Annotated in this window: 18 protein-coding genes and 1 pseudogene; 5 read left to right on the forward strand and 14 right to left on the reverse strand. The window is 44.0% G+C overall.

The window, feature by feature from the left end; genetic code table 11:
* Positions 1–6 precede the first annotated feature (6 nt).
* The 4 genes from secD to queA all read right to left on the reverse strand — a co-directional run bounded on the left by secD (position 7) and on the right by queA (position 4597).
* A complete protein-coding gene (gene secD, locus NI389_RS08650) occupies positions 7–1866 on the reverse strand; it encodes a protein translocase subunit SecD (protein ID WP_208844402.1) in 1860 nt (619 codons plus the stop codon).
* Between the two features lie 16 nt (positions 1867–1882).
* Positions 1883–2221, reverse strand: coding sequence for a preprotein translocase subunit YajC (gene yajC, locus NI389_RS08655; protein ID WP_208844403.1), 339 nt, complete (start codon positions 2219–2221; stop codon positions 1883–1885).
* A gap of 35 nt (positions 2222–2256) precedes the next feature.
* On the reverse strand, positions 2257–3384 hold the full coding sequence (tgt, locus tag NI389_RS08660) for a tRNA guanosine(34) transglycosylase Tgt (protein ID WP_308359286.1): 1128 nt from the start codon (positions 3382–3384) through the stop codon (positions 2257–2259).
* Between the two features lie 172 nt (positions 3385–3556).
* Complete coding sequence (gene queA, locus NI389_RS08665) at positions 3557–4597, reverse strand: tRNA preQ1(34) S-adenosylmethionine ribosyltransferase-isomerase QueA (protein ID WP_308359288.1); 1041 nt, start codon at positions 4595–4597, stop codon at positions 3557–3559.
* A 229-nt stretch (positions 4598–4826) separates the two neighbouring features.
* Between queA and NI389_RS08670 the strand changes: the two genes are divergently transcribed.
* On the forward strand, positions 4827–7337 hold the full coding sequence (locus NI389_RS08670; RefSeq protein ID WP_308359290.1) for an EAL domain-containing protein: 2511 nt from the start codon (positions 4827–4829) through the stop codon (positions 7335–7337).
* A gap of 212 nt (positions 7338–7549) precedes the next feature.
* A complete protein-coding gene (locus NI389_RS08675) occupies positions 7550–7747 on the forward strand; it encodes a hypothetical protein (RefSeq protein ID WP_208844405.1) in 198 nt (65 codons plus the stop codon).
* 44 nt (positions 7748–7791) lie between these two features.
* Here the strand turns inward: NI389_RS08675 and NI389_RS08680 are convergent, their stop codons facing one another.
* The 10 genes and pseudogenes from NI389_RS08680 to NI389_RS08725 form a co-directional block, all read right to left on the reverse strand.
* A complete protein-coding gene (locus NI389_RS08680; protein WP_308359294.1) occupies positions 7792–8682 on the reverse strand; it encodes a hypothetical protein in 891 nt (296 codons plus the stop codon).
* Position 8683: 1 nt separating this feature from the next.
* A complete protein-coding gene (locus NI389_RS08685) occupies positions 8684–9271 on the reverse strand; it encodes a hypothetical protein (protein WP_308359295.1) in 588 nt (195 codons plus the stop codon).
* Entirely contained in the window at positions 9264–9794 is a 531-nt protein-coding gene (locus NI389_RS08690; protein ID WP_308359296.1) for an RNA polymerase sigma factor, read from the reverse strand. Before NI389_RS08690 ends, NI389_RS08685 begins: the two co-directional genes overlap by 8 nt.
* A 237-nt stretch (positions 9795–10031) precedes the next feature.
* On the reverse strand, positions 10032–10943 hold the full coding sequence (locus tag NI389_RS08695; protein ID WP_308359298.1) for a hydrogen peroxide-inducible genes activator: 912 nt from the start codon (positions 10941–10943) through the stop codon (positions 10032–10034).
* Between the two features lie 78 nt (positions 10944–11021).
* Positions 11022–12290: an inorganic phosphate transporter gene (locus NI389_RS08700; RefSeq protein ID WP_308359299.1), complete on the reverse strand. Its 1269-nt coding sequence runs from the start codon at positions 12288–12290 to the stop codon at positions 11022–11024.
* A gap of 38 nt (positions 12291–12328) precedes the next feature.
* Positions 12329–13006 (reverse strand): TIGR00153 family protein, encoded by a 678-nt coding sequence (locus tag NI389_RS08705; protein ID WP_308359300.1) that lies wholly within the window; start codon positions 13004–13006, stop codon positions 12329–12331.
* Between the two features lie 141 nt (positions 13007–13147).
* Positions 13148–13849, reverse strand: a complete 702-nt coding sequence (gene phoU, locus NI389_RS08710; RefSeq protein ID WP_208844412.1) for a phosphate signaling complex protein PhoU — start codon at positions 13847–13849, stop codon at positions 13148–13150.
* 30 nt (positions 13850–13879) lie between these two features.
* Entirely contained in the window at positions 13880–14707 is an 828-nt protein-coding gene (gene pstB, locus NI389_RS08715) for a phosphate ABC transporter ATP-binding protein PstB (RefSeq protein ID WP_208844413.1), read from the reverse strand.
* A 28-nt stretch (positions 14708–14735) separates the two neighbouring features.
* Positions 14736–16385, reverse strand: a complete 1650-nt coding sequence (pstA, locus tag NI389_RS08720; RefSeq protein WP_308359302.1) for a phosphate ABC transporter permease PstA — start codon at positions 16383–16385, stop codon at positions 14736–14738.
* Between the two features lie 14 nt (positions 16386–16399).
* A pseudogene (locus tag NI389_RS08725) lies at positions 16400–18634 on the reverse strand (ABC transporter permease subunit).
* Positions 18635–18955: 321 nt separating this feature from the next.
* Between NI389_RS08725 and NI389_RS08730 the strand changes: the two are divergent.
* The 3 genes from NI389_RS08730 to ppx all read left to right on the forward strand — a co-directional run bounded on the left by NI389_RS08730 (position 18956) and on the right by ppx (position 23125).
* The gene (locus NI389_RS08730; RefSeq protein WP_208844415.1) at positions 18956–19465 is read left to right on the forward strand and encodes a glycine cleavage system protein R; all 510 of its coding nucleotides are present in this window, start codon (positions 18956–18958) and stop codon (positions 19463–19465) included.
* A gap of 96 nt (positions 19466–19561) precedes the next feature.
* Positions 19562–21637: a polyphosphate kinase 1 gene (ppk1, locus tag NI389_RS08735; protein WP_308359305.1), complete on the forward strand. Its 2076-nt coding sequence runs from the start codon at positions 19562–19564 to the stop codon at positions 21635–21637.
* 3 nt (positions 21638–21640) lie between these two features.
* Complete coding sequence (ppx, locus tag NI389_RS08740; protein WP_308359307.1) at positions 21641–23125, forward strand: exopolyphosphatase; 1485 nt, start codon at positions 21641–21643, stop codon at positions 23123–23125.
* Positions 23126–23152: the final 27 nt, after the last annotated feature.

A 23152-nucleotide genomic window follows, 5' to 3' on the forward strand; every position in this document is an offset into this window, starting at 1 on the left:
CGCTCCTTAAATCGACAACTTAGTGACTTTCTTACCACCAATGAGTAAGTTCACTACCGCACGAGTACCGACAATCGCTGTAAACATCGACGTCATGATACCAATCGCTAACGTTACTGCGAAACCCGCAATTGGGCCAGTACCGACTGCGAACAGAATAATCGCCGCAATTAACGTGGTAATGTTCGCATCAAAAATCGTGCTAAACGCGCTGTCATAACCATGGTGCACTGCTTGCTGAGGACTACGTCCTTCCGCCAACTCTTCACGAATACGTTCAAAGATAAGTACGTTGGCATCAACCGCCATACCGACCGTAAGTACGATACCGGCAATGCCTGGCAAAGTGAGTGTTGCACCTGGGATCATCGACATAACACCTACAATCATGACAAGGTTTGCTGCAAGCGCTAAGTTTGCAATAAGACCAAAGCCTTTGTAATAAATCGCCATGAACGCGAGTACAAACACGAAGCCAAGCACCACAGCCATCATACCCGCATCAATATTTTCCTGACCAAGGCTTGGGCCTACGGTACGTTCTTCAACGATTTGGATTGGGGCCACCAACGCACCGGCACGAAGTAATAACGCAAGGTTGTGTGCTTCTGCTGGGCTGTCGATACCTGTAATGCGGAATGAGCTATTTAAACGCGCTTGGATAGTCGCCACGTTAATCACCTCTTCCACTTTCGTCGGAGGAAGCGCTTTACCGTTGGCGTCTTTTTTACCTGAAGGCTTGTATTCGATAAAGACTGTAGCCATACGTTTACCAATCGCACGCTTCGTGAATGCATTCATTTTTGCACCACCCGCGCTGTCTAAGTTAATGTTAACTTGTGGACGTTGGTATTCATCAAGACTATTTTGCGCACCCGTAATGTGACTACCTTCAAGAATAACGCGTTTTTTCAGCACAACAGGGTAACCATCTTTATGCTTCAGCACTTCAGCACCTGGTGGTACGCGTCCTTCTGCGGCAGCACGCACATCCGCTTCTTCGTCTACTTCACGGAATTCAAGCGTGGCGGTTGCACCTAAGATCTCTTTTGCTAAAGCCGTGTCTTGAACACCAGGAAGCTGAACAATGATACGCTCTGCACCTTGGCGTTGAACGTTTGGTTCTGCAACACCTAACTGGTTAATACGGTTACGAATGATGGTTTCGTTTTGCTTGATAGCGTAGTCACGAATTTCTTTGAGTTTTTGTTCGCTCAAGGCGACATAAAACGCATTTTCGTTGCTGCTGTCATCAGTAAAGACGTTTAATGGATCGCGCTTTTTCAAGAAGCGTTCCGCTGCATCTTTGTCTTCCGCTGAACGCATTTCAACCAAAATACGCTCACTTCCAGCTACTCGGCGTACCGTGCGATAACGAAGCTTCTCATCACGTAGACTTGAGCGGAAGTCTTGTTCCATTTGTGACAACGCGTTGTCGAGCGCAGTAGACATGTCCACTTCCATCGTGAAATGAACACCACCACTTAAGTCCAGACCCAATTTCATTGGGTTGCCGCCGAGTTGTTTTAACCATTCTGGTTGCGCTGGCGTCATGTTAATTGCGGAAATGTATTCGCTGCTTAACTCTTCACGTAATGCATCTTGCGCTTTTAATTGGTCTTCTACGTTTTTGAAACGCACGAGAATTTGACCATTTTCTAGACGAGATGATTTTGGCGTGAGCTGGTGTTTGTTGATGATGGTATTTACTTGCTCAAGTACCGTCAAATCTGCACTGGCACCTTTCGTACCAGAAACCTGAATGGCCGGATCACGGCCATACAAGTTTGGAGCTGCGTAGAGCATCCCCATAAGCAAAACGGTAAGTACTAGCAAGTATTTCCATAAAGGATACTTGTTTAACACTGCTTAGTCCTTATTGTTATAGTGCTTTCATTGTGCCTTTAGGCAACACAGCCGTAACCGCACCTTTTTGCACAGTCACTTCTGCTTGGTCATTCAGCGCAATTACAAGAAAATCTTTGTCATCCGACACTTTTGTAATGCGGCCGACAAGACCACCTTGCGTTAAAACTTCGTCACCTTTAGCCAATGCACCCATTAGTTCACGGTGATCTTTCACACGCTTAGCTTGTGGGCGGTATATTAGGAAATAAAACACTAGGCCAAAAATACCCAGCATAATCAACATTTCCATACCACCACCAGCAGGCGCTGCGCCAGCAGTACTTGCGTGTGCTGAAGAGATAAATAAACTCATAACACTTCCTCTTAGTTTCTTAAATTTTTAATGTTTTATTCTTCGTTTTCCGCAAGAGGAGGTACAGGCAGTCCACGTCTTGCATAAAAATCTGCCACGAATTCATCTAACTTACCTTCCGAGATGGCGTTGCGAAGACCAGCCATAACACGTTGATAAAAACGTAAGTTGTGAATCGTATTCAAACGTGCTCCCAAGATTTCATTACACTTGTCTAAGTGATGTAAGTAAGCACGAGAATAATTTTTACAGGTGTAACAATCACATTCAGCATCTAGCGGGCTAGTATCTGTTTTGTGCGCTGCGTTACGGATTTTAATGACACCATTTGACACAAATAAGTGCCCGTTACGCGCATTACGAGTTGGCATAACGCAGTCAAACATATCGATACCACGGCGTACTGCTTCAACCAAGTCTTCAGGTTTACCAACGCCCATTAAGTAACGCGGCTTATCTGCTGGCATCTTATAGGCACAATTGTCCAAAATGTTGATCATGTCTTCTTTCGGCTCACCGACGGATAAACCGCCTAACGCATAACCATCAAAGCCGATTTCCTCTAAACCTTGCTGAGATTCAGCTCGTAGGTTTGGATACATACCACCTTGGATAATACCGAACAGCGCAGAATCATTACCTTCATGCGCTTGCTTAGAACGCTTCGCCCATCGTAGCGACAATTCCATCGAATCGCGCGCTTGTTTTTCAGTCGCTGGGTATGGTGTACATTCGTCAAAAATCATTACGATATCTGACCCTAAGTCGCGCTGTACTTCCATCGCTCTCTCTGGCGTTAGCATAATACGCTCACCATTTACTGGTGACTTGAACAACACGCCTTCTTCACTGATTTTACGCATTGCGCCAAGACTGAAGACTTGGAAACCGCCTGAATCGGTCAAAATGGGTTTGTCCCAATTCATAAAATCGTGTAAATCACCATGTTGTTTGATGATTTCTGTACCAGGACGCAACATCAGGTGGAACGTATTACCCAGGCAAATTTGCGCCCCAGTTCCGGCTAATTCTTCAGGCGTCATGCCCTTAACTGTACCGTAAGTACCTACTGGCATAAAGGCAGGTGTTTCAACAACACCACGTTCAAAAATCAGGCGTCCGCGACGGGCTTTACCGTCTGTACAGTCCAATTCAAATTTCATCTTGACCTCTTTTGTCGGAAAAACAGTCCAACTGCTTAGGAGTTGTAGCTCAACTCAATGGATTAAAACTGCCCGATTTTACCTTGTTTGGAGAAGCAATTCTAATTATTGAGCCAAAAAACCACAATTAAAGAGCCGTAAAAAAAAACCTCGAGAAACTCGAGGCTTTTTTTTATTTTTCGTTTTGTCGTGTAAGGAACATCGCATCGCCATAACTAAAGAAGCGATATTGTTCTTTAATCGCGACATCGTACGCATTCATAATATGATCTTGCCCTGCAAACGCACTCACTAACATGATGAGGGTTGATTCAGGCAAATGGAAGTTCGTTACCATGGCGTCAACCACATTAAATTGATAGCCTGGGAAAATAAAAATGTCAGTGTCACCATAGAATGTCGCTAACTCCCCGCCATGGGCTTTTGCTGCAGATTCGAGCGAGCGTACCGACGTAGTCCCTACCGCAATAATTCGTCCACCTTTGGCTTTGGTTGCTTTTACCGCATCCACAACATCTTGAGGCACTTCAATGTACTCAGAGTGCATCACATGTTCTTCTACCGAATCGACACGCACTGGCTGAAATGTGCCTGCACCAACATGCAACGTCACGTATGCCATATCCACGCCTTTGGCTTTTAACTTTTCCAAAAGCGGCTCATCGAAATGTAATCCTGCCGTTGGGGCAGCAACCGCGCCGGGTTTTTCACCGTAGACGGTTTGGTAACGCTCTTTGTCTGAATCATTGTCAGGGCGGTCGATGTAAGGAGGTAAAGGCATATGACCAATGTCTTCTAAGACATCGAAAACCGTTTGTTCGCAATCAAAATGCAATTCAAATAATTCACCATGACGACCCACCATCGTCGCGTCGACTTTACCTTCAAGCAACAATTTGGCGCCCGCTTTTGGTGCTTTGCTCGCGCGCACGTGCGCAAGCACTCGGTGTTCATCCAGCACGCGCTCTACTAGCACTTCAATTTTGCCACCCGAGGCTTTTTGTCCAAACATGCGAGCCGGGATCACCTTGGTGTTATTGAAAATAATTAAATCGTTTGGTTCGATGTAATCGAGAATATCGGTAAAGACTTTGTGTGCGATTTCACCCGAGTTGCCGTTAAGTGTGAGAAGACGACTCGACGAACGCTCCTGCTTTGGAAATCGTGCAATCAATTCATCAGGAAGTTCAAAACTAAAATCAGCTACGCGCATGACAGACCTCTTTTACCAAAATTGCCGCAAGTCTATTGCGCAATAAAGGTATAATCAAGTGCTTGTCTATCACTCAATTAGGCATTAATCTAACCGTTCAACCGTAAGTAATTGCTATACATTACCTGTTTCGGCACATTACTTTTGCTATTTTACTTTATGAAGCAATATATTAGATTCGAGGCGCACTTGGTTTATCACCTCAACATCGGCTTGGAGTGTTCTCTTCATGGCTGAACAACTGACATTACTCATTTTGAATGCCAGTGATACTGAACGGTCGATAATTAAAAAAACCCTCAGTAACCTCGACGTTTTTCAATTCATTGAAAGTGACGACAGCTTAGCTGCATTGCAACTGCTTAAAACGCGATCCGTTGATGTCATTATTACGGGGCTTAACGTAGGTCGTATCGATGGTTGGCGTTTCGCGCGAATGGTGCGTTCAGGGCTTTTGCACACGCCCAAAAACACACCGATATTGCTCACTCCACCGACTTATTGCGAACGTATTGCAGAAACCACCGCACGGAGCTATAGCATTGATGCGGTGCTTCCTTTTGAACGCCAAGATATTTTGCCGCAAGTGCTCGCAAACGTATTGTCTACGCATTTAGAAAAAAGCAGCCGGTTAAATTTACTGTTATTGGAACCGAATCCACAGCGCGCAGAAGAAATTTGTCAGCACCTTGCGCTGAACTTCGCTTGTACTCATGTCACATCACACACCGCGGCGTTGTCTTTATATCTTCAAAATCAATACGCCATTGTATTGCTTGACGCGACATCCACACGCTCAGAATCAGCAAAGCAACTCGTTGAAAACATTCTAAAGCACAACCCCAACCAAGCAATTGTTACCATCATAGATAACCGTGATGCGGATTACGCTGAACAGTTACTGCTTTTGGGGGTCACGGATTTCGTGCGCGAACCTTATGATATTTCCATTTTGAGCAAAGTCTGTGACCATGCCGCACGTCGTGAAGATTTTATGGTGAGTTACGCCGAGTTTGCCGAAAAAGTGGAACAGCTCAGCCGCAGTGAACAACGTTATAAAGACCTTTTCTCTGCCCACCAACGGATTCTGCTTCATCTCAACACGGTGGTTATGGAGCTTGATGAAACAGGGTTGATTCGCTTTATTAATCCAGCGTGGGAGCAGCTTTCTGGCCATGGCATAAAAATGAGCCTTGGGCATGAATTAACCGAATTTACGGTTCCACAAAACCGAAAGCCGCTTCGTGATGTCATGGCGCGTATTCTGTCGGGGCACGAACAACAGGCACAGACTGAAATTCGTCTTATGCACAAAAATGGACGAGAGGTTTGGGTAGAATGTCGTTTTCAGCTCATTAAAAATTCAACTAGCCGAGCAACAATTACCGCTACGCTCGACAACATCCATGAGCGTAAGGAAGCAGAACTACAGCTACGTCATCTTGCCTTGCATGACACATTAACCGGTCTACATAATCGCTACTATTTTGACCAACAGCTTAATAACCTCTGCAACGAAACGCGTGCGGCAGAGGATGAAGAGCATGCGTTGATTTACATCGACCTTGACCACTTTAAAATCATCAACGATTCAAAAGGCCACCAGCAGGGTGACATCGTCTTAAAAGAAGTGGCTGAACTTTTTAATCACAACATCGATGACGAACATTTAATTTTCCGTATTGGCGGTGATGAATTTGCGGTACTGTTAAAACACAAGTCATTGCTGGACGCGCATTTAATTGCAGAAAGCATCTGTATGGCGATTGATAGCCACCAATTTCACTCTGAAGAACAGAGCTATGCAATCAGCTGCTCAATCGGATTAACTCAAATTACCACAGAAAACTGTGACCCAAGCGAATGTCTAAAACAAGCAGACATCGCGCTTTATGTTGCTAAAAGTCTTGGTCGTAATCTTGTCCATTGTTATTCAAAAGAAGATTCACACAACAATGCGATGCAAACCGGTCTTGAATGGGGACACAACGTACGCCAGGCTCTGCAAAACAATCAAATTGAACTGCACTACCAACCAATTTGGGACTTTAAGCGTGCTCAAGTCGCTTACTTTGAAGTGTTGCTGCGCCTTAAAATCAACGATGAGCTGATATTCCCAAATCAATTTATTCCGTCTCTAGAAATGCTGAACGACACTTATTTAATGGACCAATGTGTGATTCGCAATGCCATTCATGCCGTGTCACAACATAGAGATCTTAACCAAATTGCAATTAACCTTTCTGCACAATCGTTTTTGGATGAGCGATTATTGCCACATATTCAAGACTGCTTGGTGGAATATCAAGTTTCGCCTGCAAAGATCATCTTTGAGATCACGGAATCAGCGAGTATCAACAATTTGAACGCGACTCGATCTATGATTGAAAAGCTCAATGACTTGGGGTGCCATTTCTCAATTGATGATTTTGGAACTGGCTTTAGTACATTCAGTTACTTAAAACAGCTACCGGCCCAACACGTTAAAATCGATGGCTCGTTCGTTCGCGATATGTTGAATGATCCGATTGATCACGCACTAGTCAAAGCGGTGCATGACATTAGCCAATCACTAGACAAGCGTTCTGTTGCTGAATACGTTGAAAATGAAGAAATTTTTGATGCATTGAAGGAAATTGGTGTGGATTATGGACAGGGATATTACATTTCAAGACCATTGCCAATAGAGAAATTATCACTCGCCCTCAAAACTATTTTGCTCGAGAAAACAGCTTCATAACACTTTTACACGATTTTTTGCTTCCACTTCCCCTAGAAGCGTCTATACTGATCATTACGAGCGATGTCGCCTTGGAATGGGATTTTCCAGATAAATAGGCGACATCGAGCTAAGAAACATCAATCGATATAACTTACTGATTACCTAAATTAGATCATACATAGTTTAGTTTGATGGATATTGGCTCGTCATGGATAAATAGGAGATTCATTATGTTCGCTTTGCTCTCTTTTTTACTGGTAGCCAATTGCTTTATCGCTTACCAATGTTACAAAAATGCGCACTTGAAAGGATATCCAGTTAAGCTGTTTGCAGGACTAGGCTTTATTCCTTATTTTAATTTGGTCGTGTGGGTGTATTTACTCTTCTTGCCAAATCTCGCTGAAACAGGTCGGTTTCACCAATACTGAGCCATTTTAGCTATACGAGAAGGTGGCTAATGCCACCTAATTTCTTAGAATGTGTAACGTTCTACTTTCTCTCGCAATTTGGCAACACTGAGCTTGCCACTCACACATGCTTGAATATCATCCTTTGTAAACACATGTACCTGTTTTCCATTGCCTGTAAGGCCCGTGACAATAAAGCTTACGTGTTCATCATCAGGTAGTGTTTTTAAACCTGCCCCATAATCACAGAGCGATTTGCTCAATGCTTGATCTAACTTTTCTTGGGTTGCAGCTTGTGCTTCTTGTTTTTGCGACGCCTGCTTTGCTTTTTGGTCTGCCATTGTGCGCTTAAGCTCTTTTTGTTCAACAGCTAAGGTTTCTTGTTGAGATTGAAGCGTCTTAATTTTCGCTTCCAATTCCTTTAGTCGCTGCTCAGTCTCCGCTTTTTCATCCTTATCTTCTAAGCCTTTTGCGAACCCGAGTTCTCTTCGCTCCCGCTCCAGTTCACGGATTTCCCGACTCAGCTCTCGCTCTTGCTCTGCACTTCTTCGCACTTCCTCAGCCTGCAGACGCGTATTTTCCATGGTTTGGTGATATGCTTCGCGCGAGGCATCGGCCAAATCTTCACCGAAATTCCCCAAATGCTCTGCAATTGCGTCAAGGCTTTCAGGGTCAAGACTCATGAATGCCATTGCTCCATCGCCACTGTCGTCACTGAATCGTGAAAACCAGCGATTCCCTGTCTTAACGTTGACATTAAATACAATCCCTTGATGCTTAAGATAGAACCCCTTAACATCACGAATGGACTTACCCACGTCATGTTGCAGTGCACTCTCCAGCACATTTTCAAAAATACTCACGTCTCTTTCCATCGCGCTGAGATCAGGGTCTTTTGCTAGGGTGTTACCACTTAGGGCAACCGCGAATGCAGCAACGATATAATTCATCTTCATACTAACGATCCTCTAATTTAGCCACATTCGTTTGTGGTAGGTGTTCAACTTGTTCTGCTATGTCATTCAATTGCAATCGAAGTAAAGCTTGGTCTTGTGCCCTTTGTGTTTTCCAAAGTTGCAGTAACGCATTCATGTCTTCACGTCGTTCATCTCGACTTGTCGCCAGCACGTGTTCTACCGCACCTAACAACTTTGAGTTTTGGCTAAACTGTTGATTGTCTAACCGACTAAGCAAGGTTGTGATTTGTTGCTGTTGCTGTTGCACAAGCTGCTGTTGTGAAGCCATTTGTTCTGTCAGTTGCTGATTTTGGGACCACATAATGACACAACTTGCCAATGCGATGACCGCCACACTGGCAGCAATGGCGTACCATCGGCTTGCTATCCTTTTAGTACCAATATAGGTTGATTCTCTGTCCCACGCGGGAACGTCCTCATCTAACGAACTTTGTGCCCGAGATTGCCAAACTTGCGCTTCTACCAACATAGGGCCAAAATCAGCGTCAAGACGCAATTGCTTTAGCTCATCGTCTGATAGCGTTATGCCATCCAGCCATTTTGCGAATAAAATTTCTGCACTAGCCATGAACCACCTCTAATTGATTTTTCATCTTCTTCAGCGCGCTATAGAGCCTCGTTTTAATGGTGTTCGTACTCAGATCCGTTATGTCGGCAATCTCTTCAAACGTAAGATGTTGGAAAAATTTAAGTTCAACAATCTGTCTTTGCTCTATCGGCAATTGCTGTAGGGCTGAATACACTTCTCTGTTCGTTGCATCAATCACCAGCGACTGCTCTGCACCTAAGTCATGTTGCTCTTCATCGATGATTTCAAGCGGTTTCTTGCGTCTAAAAAAATCAACGCAGCGCGCATGGGTAATTTTGTACAACCACGTTGAAAATTGACTATCCCCTGCAAATTGAGGCAAAGCAGTAAACACGCTTACAAACACCTCCTGCATTAAGTCACACGCGTCTTCACGATGTCCCACCATACGTAGGCAATGATTGAACACCTGCTTTTCATAACGCGTAACCAAAGTAAGCCATGCTTGCTTATGTCCAGCTTGTGCTTTTTTGATTAGCCCTGCTTCCGTTGAAAAAATCACGAGACCTCTTTGTGTTCGGATGCCATGTGTGCCCGGTGGTCACTTAATAACATGAATTCATTTACTCAATTAGTCGACTGGCAATCGAAAATAGTTTTAATTTGCGCGAAAGTTTTTAAAAATTTACGATATATAGAGAGGCGGCAATGCCAAAACCCATTAGTTGTGGCGATAAAACAGGAAAATGCCCCACTTCCGCAGGGCATGAATTAAGAAATGGCGCGGTGAAGTGGAATCCTATTTACTTTCACAGCGTGTTTGGACGAATTCTCCGACCTTATCACTGAATAAACGAAAATCACGAATACGGCCTGTTGTCTTGCGCCATATTAGGCCTATATCTCGGTATGCATCACCTTGTGAAGGTTTTACAACCATATCTTTGCCAGCAAGGATTCCCGCATTGATTGCCATTTGCGGTAAGAACGTCACACCATTTTGATATTCAACCATGCTAAGCAACGTGTGTAAATTCGATGCTTCAAAAGGATTGATGCATTCACTACGATTCAAGTGACACGCACTCAAAGCATGACCTGTCATACAATGTTCTCGTTCCAATAAAAAGACACTGTGCTCAGGAAGCTCGTTGAAATCAACTACCGCTTTTGCCGCATCGTAATCTTTGTGGTGCACTAAAGAAAAACGATCTTGAGCCAATATTTGAGTGTGGAATCGGTCGGTACGATAAGGCAGTGCAAGTAACGCCATGTCAACGTGACCATGTTCGAGCTTGTCGAGTAGATTGTCGCTGGTGTCTTCAACCAAGACAAAGTTAAGATCAGGAAAAACCTGCTTACAATACTGATATAACGGTGCAGCAATAAACGACGCAATTGTCGGAATCACACCGAGCGTTAACTTACCACTTAACGGATGCTTGAAACTGCGAGTCAGCTCTTTGATGCTCATGGTGTCATCAATAATCTTTCTTGCTCGCTCAACAACCTCTTCACCAATATCCGTGAACATCAAACTACGATTTTCACGCTCAATTAACTGACAACCTAGGATCTCTTCCAAATTTTGAATGGCACTACTCAATGTTGATTGGCCAATAAAACACGCGGTTGCCGCCTTACCAAAATGTTGGTATTGGTGAACTGCGATTAAATATTGAAGTTGTTTGATACTAGGTAGGTTTGTCACGTTTCAGATACCCCAAAAATAAAAAGATCCCAGCACCAACGGCACTGAGATCTTTTCAAGCTAAAAGTCTGTCTCTACTTAAACGCCGAATGCTAAGCGTAGGATGTAGAATATAACAATAGAGAGTGCAGCGCCAACTGGCAAGGTAATTACCCAAGAAACAACGATATTTCTTACAACACCCATGTTCAGAGCCGCAATACCACGCGCCATACCCACACCGAGTACCGCACCAACTAACGTTTGCGTAGTTGAAATTGGTAGACCCGTACCTGAAGCAATAACTACTGTTGAAGCCGCTGCTAGTTCTGCAGCAAAGCCACGACTTGGCGTTAAATGTGTAATGCCTTCACCGATTGTTTTGATTACGCGCTTACCAAGGATAGCAAGACCCGCAACGATACCAAAACCACCAAGTGGTAGAATCCACCACGCTAGTGCCGCTTTCTTCGCAATTTCACCATTGTGTTCAACGATGCTCACAACCGCAGCAAGTGGACCAATCGCGTTTGCAACGTCGTTCGAACCATGTGCGAAAGCCATACAACATGCTGTCATTACCATCAGAACGGCGAACACTTTTTCAACGTTGTTGAACTGCATCTTTTTATCTGCAGATGGGTCAATGTTCAAGCGACCAATTGCTATTTTACCTATGATGCCCACAACCACAGCGATTGCAATTGCCAATGCAAAACCTTCTACATTGCCAACTTGTAATCCCACGTGCTTAAGTCCTTTTTTGATAGTCACTAGCGCCATTACAAAACCCGCTAAGCCCATATACACTGGAACAAAACGTTTCGCATTTTTAAGCGGCTCATCCGTATCAAAAATTAATTTCTGTGCACTCATGAATACAAGGTACGCAATAAAGCCAGAAATGGCAGGTGTGACAATCCAACTACCTACGATACCCGTTACTTTACCCCATTGAATTGCTTCGCTGCCTACTGCAACTAACGCGAAACCAATGATAGCACCGATGATTGAGTGTGTAGTTGACACCGACCAACCAAGATATGAAGCAAGTAATAACCAGACACCAGCGGCAAATAGCGCCGAGATCATACCAAGTACCATGAGCTCTGGTAAGTCCATGAATGGTGTCGCATCAATGATGCCTTTACGGATAGTTGAAGTTACTTCACCACCAGCAAGATAAGCACCAGCGAATTCAAAAACCATCGCGATGAGGATAGCTTGTTTAATTGTAAGCGCTTTTGAGCCTACAGATGTACCCATCGCATTTGCAACGTCGTTAGCACCGATACCGTAAGCCATGAAAAAGCCCACAAGCGCGGCAATAATAACCAGCACAGAGCCGTAGGATGCAATGATATCCATTGTAAAACCTTAACCTTTTTTAAAAGAACGTCGAGACGTTAGCGCGCTAACATCAACTCTAGTCTTGAACCAACACGCTCAGCCTGATCAGCAAGCGTCCCAACCCATTCGATGATTTTATATAGGAACATAGCATCGATGGGGTTTAATTGGCCTTCAATGGCATGAAGTTCACGACGAATTTTGATTTGCATGTCGTCCGTGTCTTGCTCAATTGCGTCAAGCTCAACAAGCATTTTCTCAACGAAAGTGACTTCACGACCACGGAAACCGGTTTCCAATAGTTCGTCTAACTCGTTAATAGCTTCTGATGCTTGTTTCGTTGCGTCAACGCAACGCTTCACATAAGCAAGGAAATCTTCTTGAATTGCAGCAGGAATAGGCAGTTCACGGCCGATTACACGACCTGCGATGTCTTTCGCCTTATTCGCAATTTTATCCTGGTGCGTAATTAGTTCGAGCAAATCCGTTCTTTCTACAGGCATAAACAAGCCACGAGGTAACGTTAAACGCACGACTCGCTTAAGCTCATCGGCTTCACGCTCTAGATTACGAATTGTCTGCTGATATTCAGCAGCCTCTTTCCACTCACCTTTGAAGGCATGTTCAAAAAATGGAACCAAGGTCTCAGACGCTTGGTGCACAATTTTGATATGCTCTTCGATTGGTTTAATAGGAGATTTTGCAAATACTCCTAAAAACGCATTTGTAGGCATAACTGACCCTTAAATCATATTTATATGCTTGCGGTATGAATTTTACAGCATTCAACACGATTTTGAACGCTTTTATTTGGCAAAAAGCCGCCATCTTAAGCAAAAATACCGCTAAATTTTTTTGCTTAAATTCACCTTACATCACAGACTTTTTTCGATATCTTCTTGAGATGTATGACGAATATCTTTGCCGTTTACAAAATAAATCACGTATTCTGCGATATTTTGACAACGATCACCGATGCGCTCTAACGAGCGAACAGACCAAATCAAATCCATAATTTTTGGAATTGAACGAGGATCTTCCATCATGTAAGTCATGATTTGACGCGTCAACGCTTCATATTCGCGGTCAATCTTTACGTCTTCTTTATGCACTTCGAATGCTCGACGTGCGTCCATACGCGCGAATGAATCAAGTACGTCATGAAGCATTTTTGATACTTGGCGACCCATGTTTTCAAGATTGACCAACAAATCCTGCTGGTCTTTCGTGAATGAATCGAGTGCCACTTTACCGATACGCTCTGCTTCATCACCAATTCGTTCTAAATCAGCAATTGTCTTCGCAATCGCAACAACCAACCGTAAGTCACTGGCTGCTGGCTGACGTTTCGCAATAATACGCGTACATTCTTCATCAATTTGCACTTCCATCGCATTAACGCGATAGTCTGTTTCACTGACTTTTCTTGCTTTATCCGCGTCGTTTTCAGCGATTGCTTCAAGTGCTAAGTTTAATTGCTGCTCAACTAAACCACCCATGCTCAGTACATGGTTACGAACGTTTTCAAGCTCTTCGTTGAAGCGTCCAGAAATATGTTTACTAATGTTGTGTTCCATAGCCTAACCTCTCGTCAATCCGCGCAACAATTAACCGTAACGACCCGTAATGTAATCTTCCGTTTTCTTCTTAACAGGCGTAGTGAATAACGTGTTAGTGTCGGAATACTCAATTAGCTCGCCCATGTACATGAACGCGGTTTGATCCGACACACGTGCCGCCTGCTGCATGTTATGCGTAACGATTACAACAGTGTATTTATTTTTCAGGTCATTGATCAGCTCTTCGATCACCAGCGTTGAGATAGGGTCAAGTGCTGATGTCGGCTCATCTAATAATAGCACTTCCGGTTCAATCGCTATAGAACGAGCAATAACAAGACGTTGTTGCTGACCACCGGATAAACCAAAGGCACTATCATGAAGTCTGTCTTTTACTTCATCCCAAAGCGCTGCACCACGCAGTGAACGCTCAACGACTTCGTCTAATTTACGTTTATCTTTAACGCCTTGAAGACGAAGTCCATAGATGACGTTTTCATAAATTGACTTCGGAAATGGGTTTGGACGCTGAAACACCATACCAACGTTACGACGCAGTGCCGCTACGTCAACGCGTTTGTCATAAATGTTTTGACCGTGAAGGTTAATTTCACCTTCTACACGGCATGAATCAACAAGGTCGTTCATACGGTTAATACAACGGAGTAGTGTTGATTTACCACAACCGGAAGGACCGATAAACGCGGTCACTTGGCCTTTTGGGATTTTCATATTAATGCTTTTCAGCGCTTGCTTTTCACCGTAGTAAAGATCGAGGTTTTTGATCTCTAGTGCAGTAAGCTCTGGGCTTAGATTTTCTAAATCAAGCTTTAACTGACCGTTTGCCTGATTAACGTGAGGCGCGACTGTAATCATTTTCAATACCTACTTTAATTCTTTACGCTTAGTGTTCAAGTGAACGGAATTTTTCACGCAAGTGATTGCGGATTCCGATAGCCGTAATATTCAGTGCCACAATAACTGTTACCAGTAAGAATGCGGTGGCATACACAAGCGGACGTGCCGCCTCTACGTTTGGACTTTGGAAACCCACATCATAAATGTGGAAGCCCAAGTGCATAAATTTGCGATCTAAGTGCACAAACGGGAAGTTACCATCGATTGGTAAAGTCGGCGCCATTTTTACAACACCGACTAACATCAATGGGGCAACCTCACCCGCTGCACGAGCAACAGCCAAGATCAACCCTGTCATTATCGCAGGACTTGCCATCGGCACAACGATGCGCCACAACGTTTCAGCTTTCGTCGCACCAAGCGCGAGTGAACCATGGCGTACAGCACTTGGAATTCGCGATAAACCCTCTTCCGTTGAAACAATCACCACCGGCAACGTTAGAATCGCCAATGTCAGAGCTGACCAAATAACACCTGGTGTACCAAAGACTGGACTCGGTGATGCTTCAGGATAGAACAATTCATCAATAGAACCACCTAACATGTACACAAAGAAACCTAGACCGAATACACCATAAACGATTGAAGGGACACCCGCGAGGTTGATAACCGCGATACGCACCATTTTCGTAATAGCATTTTTCGCTGCGTATTCATGCAAATAGATGGCAGCAATAACCCCAAACGGCGTTACGATAACCGCCATTAACATAACCATAAACACTGTACCGAAGATGGCTGGGAATACCCCACCTTCCGTATTTGCTTCACGCGGATCATCACTAACAAACTTACTGATTTGAACTAAATAGTGACCTAGTTTTTGCGCGAAGTTCATGTCATTTGGAAACCACACGTCGAGCACTTGGTAAAGCGGTAAAGTCACTTCTTCACCACGCATGTCGCGAACAATCACTTGGTCACGTTTCGCTTCTTTACGTAACTCAAACAATTCTGTTTCGTAGACTTTATATTGTTCACGTAACGCTTTGCGTTGCTCTGCAAGTTCTGCCACACGCTCATCCGTCAGCGCATCATCCAATAAATACGCGCGCTCTTTTAAACGTAGACGTTCTAGCTCGTAGTTAATATGACCAATATCACCATTTTGCAGGCTCAATGCTTTGTCATTCAGCTCAACAGCACGTTCGACTAGTTCGTGAAGACGCTCAACGGGTTTTTCTGCAACCACTTGGCCATTTTCAATAACGCGTTCTACGTAACCATAAAAGTTTCCGTTTTTGCTACGCTCGAATACGGCCAACGCAGCTGGCGCTGATTTGTTCGTGATGTCGGTTTCCAATACCCAACGGAAATCCAATTCCACGTATTCACGGTTACCTGTTTTTACCAAGAAACGCTCGACGTGATCCGTGTTCATAGCTGACACATCCACACCCGCTGCCTTCAGGCGCGATGTTGGCACGAGCTCTTTGTCGTATATTTCACCGATAACGGTTTGCTTGCCATTTGCTGACAACAATTCTAATTGCACAACTTCGGATGGCCAAAAGAAGGACAAGCCTTTCCAAGCAATCATTGCGAGCAAACCGATTACTGAGATAAGGCTGATACTTACCGCACCGCCTGTCATCCAGATCCAAGGAGAACCTGACTTAAACCACTGCTTTACCATGTCTCGTCTCTCCTTTACATTGAACTGTATTTTTCACGTAGCTGCTGACGAACAAATTCAGCTATCGTGTTGAAAATAAAGGTGAACACAAACAGTACAAACGCGGCTAGGAACAGGATACGGTAATGTGAACTACCTACTTCAGATTCCGGCATTTCAACCGCAATATTTGCCGCGAGTGTTCTCATCCCTTGGAAAATACTCCAGTCCATAATTGGCGTGTTACCTGTTGCCATAAGCACGATCATCGTCTCGCCAACGGCACGGCCCAAGCCCATCATTACTGCGGAGAAAATACCCGGACTTGCCGTCAGTAATACAACTCGTACTAACGTTTGCCATTGTGTTGCACCTAGCGCCAACGAACCGTTTGATAAATGTTTTGGTACACTGAATACCGCATCTTCAGCGATTGAGAAAATCGTCGGAATAACGGCAAAGCCCATTGCAATACCAACAACTAGCGAGTTACGTTGGTCAAACGTCAAACCTAAATCGTTGGTCAGGTACTTACGCACATTGCCGTCAAAGAACCAAAGCTCAAGCGTCTCACTCATTGCAAATGACAACCAACCGATCACCAATACTACCGGGATCAACAAGATAGCATGAGAACCTTCAGGTACGCGGTGGCGGATAGTCTCTGGCAACTTGGTCCAAGAGAACGCCGCAGCTAATATTCCTAAAGGAAGCAGGAATAAGATAGCAATGACCGCTGGCAAATTTTCTTCAATTAATGGCGCCAGCCACAGGCCGGCTAGAAAACCTAGAATAACCGTTGGAAGTGCTTCCATAATTTCGACCGTCGGCTTAACCACACGACGTAATTCACTCGACATAAAGTATGCAGTATAAATTGCAGCGGAAAGCGCTATTGGAACCGCAAACAGCATCGCGTATAACGCGGCTTTAATCGTACCGAACGAAATTGGTACGAGTGAGAACTTAGATTCGAAATCATCACTGGCTGAGGTTGATTGCCATACATAATCTGGCTCTGGATACCCTTCGTACCATACTTCTTGCCAAAGCGCTGACCACGTCACTTCTGGATGTTCGTTGTGAATATCCAAAACAACAAGGGTATCGTTTGTCAAAAGAACTGCGGCGTTTGCACGTGGCGCAATGGCAAATTGGCTGATCGCACCGTCACTGATCTTGCCTTTCCAAAGCGTAGCTTGGCTCGTCGTGTAATACACACCTAGGTCACCGTGATTGGTTGTGGTGAAAAATGAGCGACGATAAAACTCACTGTGAAGCGCCATTGACGCTTTTTTCACGCCTTCAAATGCGCGAACTTTGGTAAACAAACGGCCTTCGTCCGTGTTCACTTCAAACCATTGTGAGACTTCACCGTTATCGTTTGCAATCATTAACGAGTTTGCACCAGCTAGCAGATTCATGCCCGTTAAGTTGGCATTTTCCTCATTTGCAGCAAGCACTTGAATTAATTCAACATCGTCTGCGTTGCGCGTATTGTAGATGTAAATTTGATTCGCTGAACGAACGAATACACGGCTGCTATCGGGTGTAATAAGCAACTCGTCGACTCGACCTTCAACATTCAATTCCGTCCGCAGAGACGTCCACTCAACTTCGCCAGAGAACATGTTTTCTTCTTGCGTGAATGAGGCAAAAAGCACACGTTTATCCGATGTTTGTGCCACGACTGCGGTTTTCTCACCGGTGTGCGTAAACGCGAATTTAGTCAACGCTTTGCCTTGTTCATCAACCACAAGCTGCTTTTCGTCAAGCGGGTATCGTACGGTTGGTGTTAGTAAACGCTTGTTGTTTGGGAACGTCACAAGAAAGCTTGGTTTAACAACTTGCACTTAGCCATTGTCCAAACCATAAGCAAACAGGCCTTCATGTGGTGCCGATTTCGCAAAACTGGTTACGTTGCCATCTAACGTAACTTGTGCCTGAATGAGCGGTTTACCTGTGCTTTTACCTGCAACTTGATAGAAATCCACTTCACCTGTGTTCGACAACACGTAAGCCACTTCCGTTTGCTCTTCAACACCAACTCCGACATATCGAGTTGCGTCGTTCAAGCTCACTTCAGCACGCTTTTCTACTTTCACGGATTCAAAAATGGGCTGAACCACGTACAAGAGGTAGAAGAAGATTAATAGCAAAGCCACCAACACCATTAAGCCACCAGCTGAAATACCAAACTGTGCAAAACGATCTTTGATGAGACGGCTTCTATCCGTTGTAAAAGACGGTTTGTGCGGATTGGAAGTCATCAAAACACCCTTAATTACGATAATTCCCAACATTATATGACGCGAAGATGACAGTTATGTTACAACGCGCATTAATTACAGCAATGACAAGGCCTAGAAAGGCGCATAGTTATTCATTTTTACGTTATTTTTATTTGCAAAAATAGATATTTTCCTGTCTTAATAAATTGGACAAAAGGAATTACAACGCTAATACTTAAAAGTGCGCTAAGACTTGTACCAATACGCTTTAAGATTTACACACTTAGAGTAAGTTTTATGACAAACGGTATTACAAATTGGCCACACTCATCAGGCCCACAATAATAAGAGACATGCATCATGAAGCAGTTAGTTTTAACTATCATAGGTAAGGACCGACCTGGTCTCGTGGAAGAAATTTCGACCACTGTACTCAATCATCACGGTAACTGGCTCACAAGTAATTTAAGTTACTTGGCCGGACATTTCGCAGGGATTGTTCAACTTGAAGTCGCAGATGAACATTTGCAACCATTACAATCCGCTTTATCAGAGCTTCCTAGTCTTGATATCCGCATTGAATGCGGTGACGGCGAAATGGATACCAACAAAGAAGCTGAACGCATCAATTTAATCATCACAGGAAACGACCGCCCTGGCATTGTTCAAGAATTAGCATCAGTTATTCGCCACAAAGGGGCGAACATAACCCAGCTTAGTTCGAAACAACGTAGTGCGCCTAATTGGGGTGTGCCAATATTTAGTGCTATGGCAACTGTTACACTTCCGCCTGGAATGAATAAAGATGCGGTTATTGATGCTTTGGAGAATATTACATCCGATTTAATAGTCGACGTAGAAGAAGCCTAGGCATTACGGGACAAGCGCCGCGAAACCGGCGTTTGTCACAAAAGCGTCACAAGCGCCACTTAGTATAGTATGGCCTGCAGTATCATGGACAGAAAAATGAACGCCTCAACCCAACCGACGCACGTGATCAATTACTTTCCTAAAGAATTGAGTTGGTTATCCTTTAACGACCGTGTGCTTCAAGAAGCAAAAGACCCATCCAATCCAATTATCGAACGAATTCGCTTTCTCGGCATTTTCTCCAACAATTTAGATGAATTCTTTCGTGTACGTGTCGCCGACGTACGTCGCCGTATTCTTTTGAATAACTTGCCCGACACGAACTTTGATGAAGCAGAAGAACTAATGTCTGTTATGCAAAGCAAGGTATTGGAGCTTGGTAAGAAATTTAATAGCATTTATCAACAAATCCTGCTGGATTTACACGAACACAATATTCACTTAGTTCAGCCAGAAGAATTATCGGAATTTCACATAAACTGGTTAAAGCGTTACTTTCAAGATGAAGTATTGCAACACATGGCACCGATGCTGTTAACTGAAGCCATCGACTATTCGGATAACATCAACGATACAATGACCTATTTATTCGTTGAAATGATTGGTCAGAAGAACCACTACGCGTTTCTAGAGATTCCTACTGACCGTTTGAATCGTTTTATTCTGTTGCCTCCTGAACGCACGCGTCGCCATAAAACCATTGTTTTGCTTGATGATGTGATCCGCTATTTCCTTGCTGATGTTTTCAATAGCTTTTTTGAGTTCACCAGCATTCAAGGTTATTCAATTAAGGTAACACGAGACGCCGAATACAACCTTGACGACGAAATTGAAGAAGGCATTTTGGATAAAATGTCGAAAGGTTTGAAGCAACGTCTGTATGCAGAACCCGTGAGGCTAGTCTACGAGCAGTCGATGCCTGAAGAAATGCAGAAGGTTATGCGTAAGCGCCTTGGTATTACCTCTCACGATGCGCTGATCCCTGGTGGCCGATACCGCAATTTCCGCGATTTCATTAGCTTTCCGAATGTGGGTCGAGGCTACTTGGAAAACAAACCGCTGCCCGCTTTGCAGTCTTCTGCCTTTTTACGTCATGCAAGTGTGTTTAAGTCCATCAGCGACCAAGATATTTTACTGTATTACCCATACCATACCTTCAACCATATGTTGGAGTTTGTCCGTCAAGCTGCTTTTGATCCCGATGTTACTCAAATCAAAATCAACATCTATCGTGTAGCGTCTAAATCGCGCCTAATTTCTTCGTTGATCAACGCAGCGAAGAATGGCAAAAAGGTTACTGTCATGGTTGAGCTCAAAGCTCGCTTTGATGAACAGAACAACATCGAGTGGGCGAAAACCCTGAGCGAATCCGGCGTAAAAGTATTAATGGGGATCCAAGCCCTGAAAGTGCACAGTAAGCTGTGTGTTGTACACCGAAAAGAAAAAGGGCAAATCGTAAAATACGCCCATATCGGTACAGGTAACTTCAACGAAAAGACGGCAAAAATATACACTGATTTCAGTTTGTTCACGAAACACGAAGAACTCACGGAAGAGTGTGATATGGTTTTCCGCTTTATCGAAAGTAGTTTTCGCCAATACAAGTTCGAACATTTGATGGTTTCACCAATCAATGTTCGCGAAAAGCTATACCGCTTGATCCGGAATGAAGTAAAAGCCGCTAAAGAAGGCAAAACAGCACGCATAACTATAAAAATCAATAATTTGGTTGATAAAGAGTTAGTTGATAGGCTTTATCAAGCAAGCCGAGCAGGTGTGAAAATTCGTATTATCGTTCGAGGGATGTGTTCCCTTGTGCCGGGATTGCCAAAATTCAGTGAGAATATTAGAGTGATCAGTATTGTCGATCGCTTCTTAGAGCATCCACGTGTCATGATTTTTCATAATGCGGGCGATCCACAGGTGTATTTGTCGTCCGCTGATTGGATGACTCGAAATCTTGATCATCGCATTGAAGTCGGCACGCCTATTTTGGACCCTCGACTTAAGCAATTGCTCATTGATATTGTTGAGATGCATTTTAAAGATCGCACTAAAGCTCGAATTATCGATGCCGAACAAAAGAATACCTACGTCAGACGAGGTAATAATAAGAAAATTCGCTCGCAAATCGCCATTTACGATTTGCTGAAAAAGTGGGAGAGCACTTAATAAATGTCAGACTACCCTGCTATTGCTGCTGTCGATTTGGGTTCAAATAGTTTTCATCTGGTTGTTGCACGCGAAGTGGATGGCCAGATGCAACTGTTGCACCGTGAAAAACAACGTGTCTTTCTCGCGATGGGTTTAGATGAGGACGATAATTTGTCTTTAGAAGCCATTGAACGTGGTATCGCTGTATTGCAACAGTTCGCCGCCACGTTGCAAGGTTTTCCAGCCGAAAACGTCAAAGTTGTCGCTACCTACACACTGAGAAAAACTAAAAATATTCAACAATTTCTGAGTCTTGCGGCAAAAGTTTTTCCCTACCGAATCGAAGTGATTTCAGGCCAAGAAGAAGCTCGTTTGATTTATCAAGGAGTTGCTAGGCACTTACATGATGCTCACCATCGTCTGGTTGTCGATATTGGTGGTGGAAGTACCGAGCTTATTATCGGTAAACATCAACAGCACAGCTTACTTGCGAGTCGCAATTGTGGCTGTGTTACCCTCACTCAACGCTACTTTGCTGATGATAAATTAACAGAAAAACGCCTCAGTAAAGCCATTATTGCAGCGGAACAAGAGTTAGAAAATATTTCCGGTAAATATTGCCAACACGGTTGGCAAATTTGTTATGGCACTTCCGGAACAATTAAAGCAATCAGTGCAATTTGCCAAGATCGCTGGCAAGACCCGCTCATCACGTTAGAGCGCTTGAACAGCATAAAAGCGGACTTAGCGACAGCGAATTCACTCAGTGAGCTGCAAGTGAAAGGCATAACACCAGACCGTGTAACCAGTTTGCCGGGAGGGCTGGCCGTGCTCATTGCCGTGTTTAATCAGTTACAACTGAAAGAAATGCATTACTGTGATTTCGCGCTTCGCGAAGGGTTACTGCACGACATGCAGCAGTCGTACTATGACGTCGACATTCGGGCAAATACCATCAACACCCTGAGTGAACGTTATGCGGTGGACACCACTCATGCCTCAAACATTTGCGACTCGATTCAACAACTCGCTGCGCAAGTCAGTGAGCTTTGGCAACTGGGAAAAATGGACATCAAGTTGCTGAAATGGGCTGCACAACTTCATGAAGTAGGCCTGTCGATAAACTCTTCGGCTTTACATAAGCACAGCGCCTATATTGTGAGTAACACACAGTTACCTGGGTTTACACAAGAACAACAACAGTTGCTGAGCAGCTTGATCCGTTTTTACCGTAAGAAGCTGAAAATTAATGAGATGCCGTTTTTTTTAACACTCAGCAATCACCATTTTTTTAGATTACTTCTCGTGTTTCGACTCGCTGTACTGCTCAACCAAAAGCGACAGCCAGAACTACGACCAGCGGTTCAATTGCACCCGACAGAACAAAGTCTCACCATACAATTTGAAGACCCTGAATGGCTTGAACAGCATACACTCTTTGCTGCAGATTTAGACCGAGAGGCCAATTACTGGCGCTCAATCAATTTCCATTTGCAGTTCAATTAGAGGACAAGCACATTCCGCTTGCTTGGT

The organism is Pseudoalteromonas xiamenensis, from assembly GCF_030994125.1.
Lineage (GTDB): Bacteria > Pseudomonadota > Gammaproteobacteria > Enterobacterales > Alteromonadaceae > Pseudoalteromonas > Pseudoalteromonas xiamenensis_B.